The sequence below is a fragment of the Chamaesiphon sp. OTE_20_metabat_361 genome (assembly GCF_031364565.1).
This window is the reverse complement of record NZ_JANLWO010000337.1, coordinates 1-1,706: the sequence shown is the minus strand read 5'-3', so window position 1 is coordinate 1,706 and position 1,706 is coordinate 1. Positions and strand designations below refer to the sequence as shown.

Here is a 1,706-nt window from a genome sequence, read left to right as displayed (position 1 = left end):
CGATAGCCATTTGCTTCGTATAGTTTCACTGCGGCTGTTAAAGTGCTGGCTGTTTCGATCCAGATTTCGCGATTGCCGCGATCGCAAATTGCTTGCTCTAATAGCCTTAATAAATGCTTACCCAAGCCTTGTCCTCTGATTTTAGGACTCAAGTACATTTTCCGGATTTCGATCGCTTTGCTGCCGCGATTTAGGGGCGCATCGGCACTGTGTAGGCAGGGATAATAAGCACTCGTCCCGACAATCTCGCCGTGATGCTCGACGACCCAAAATTCGCCGCCGCGATCGAGATAATATGTCTCTACTGCTAACACATCGCGATCTGCGCCTTCCGGTTCCCAGCCCAGTCCATATTCCGCCAACGCTTGCTCGATAATACTAGCCGCCGCCAGCCGATCTGCGGGTTGCCACGATCGAATTATATAATCTTGGTAGTATGCAAGCATGGGAAGGTTTTAGGCTTTGGGCTTTGAGTTTTAACGTGAATTTCTCCTTGCGGAGCATCTGAGCCGACAGAAATGTCCTCTGATGGATGAAAGAAACTTTGCCTGAGTGCGTTGGGTTTCATTCTTCTGCTTGGTGCGCTAAACCCTCGGGGAACCCTACGTATCGCGCATCCGCAACCCAACCTACAGATCCTTGTACTATTAAACTCCTCCCATCTCCCATCTCCCATCTCCCAACTAACTATGAACTCTGGGTTCTGGATGGAGATTGGAGAGTATGTTACTTTCAAAGATTGCTAACTCACTCAGGCGAGTTTGGACGAGGGCGCGGTCGAAATAAGTATCTGCTAGTAACCAATAAATTCCGAAATGACGCGCTTCTGATGCCATTAACCCGCGATAAAATGCGGCTAATTGGGGATCGGGAAGATGGCTTCCGAGCAATCCCAGTCGTTCGTGAGATCGGGCTTCGATCAATCCCGAAACCAGGAGTGAATCGAGCATCCGATGGGGTTCTTGAGTGCGGACTTGGCTCATCAATCCCTTGCCATAAGGCGGCGCATTGAGCGGGGCGAGAGGAATACCGCGTCGTTCGAGGATCTGATTTACTTGCTCGAAATGTTCTAATTCTTCCTGCGCGATCGCGGTTAATTGCCGCACGAGTTTATGATTGGAAGGATAGCGAAACATCATATTAATTGCGGTGCTGGCGGCTTTGCGTTCGCAATGGGAATGATCGAGCAAGATCGTATCGATATTTGCTAAGGCTTGCTCTAGCCAAGCATCAGATGTCGGTTGGCATAAGATATTTATCGTCGGGTTTGTAGTTGCAATCATCAGCACGTCTCGATCGTCAATGAATTTAGTCAGAGTAGCTAGCTCTAGTATCGCGGATCTCGCTGAAATTATCCCAGCGGTTTTTAAAAAGTCGCTAAACTCGACAAAACCCACTTGCCCGAGCTGGGCAAATGGGTGATGATGTTCGGATATATCGGCAGATTAGATTGACTTACCCAATTATTAATTGTTAATTATTAATTAATTTAACTAACCTAGTTATCGATCGCCATCCCTAAATTGCCGATCGAAAATAAAAATCACCGATTTATTTACTACCTCGGATCGCTCTGGTGGGAAGTTTAGTTCCCCTTTGGTAGTAACAAAGTAGAGGAAGCGACAGAAACTCTACACTAAATTGGACGATCGGGCTATGAGTTGTGGTACTCGAACATGACATTTCAACCGCTGTTTTCTACACTG

General features: G+C 47.2%; 2 protein-coding genes. Both read right to left on the bottom strand.

Going from position 1 to position 1,706, the window contains the following annotated elements; all coding sequences use genetic code 11:
* A partial coding sequence (locus tag RMO35_RS09890) for a GNAT family N-acetyltransferase (RefSeq protein WP_309740757.1) occupies positions 1–446 on the bottom strand: 446 nt, incomplete at its 3' end.
* Positions 447–683: 237 nt separating this feature from the next.
* Positions 684–1,283 carry a tRNA isopentenyl-2-thiomethyl-A-37 hydroxylase MiaE gene (locus tag RMO35_RS09885; protein ID WP_309740754.1) on the bottom strand — a complete coding sequence of 200 codons (600 nt, stop codon included), beginning with the start codon at positions 1,281–1,283 and terminating at the stop codon, positions 684–686.
* Between the last annotated feature and the right edge of the window lie 423 nt (positions 1,284–1,706).

What these genes read in the sequence shown, in the direction of transcription:
- RMO35_RS09885 (WP_309740754.1), bottom strand. Translation starts at nt 1,283, where the DNA reads ATGATTGCAACTACAAACCCGACGATAAATATCTTATGCCAACCGACA.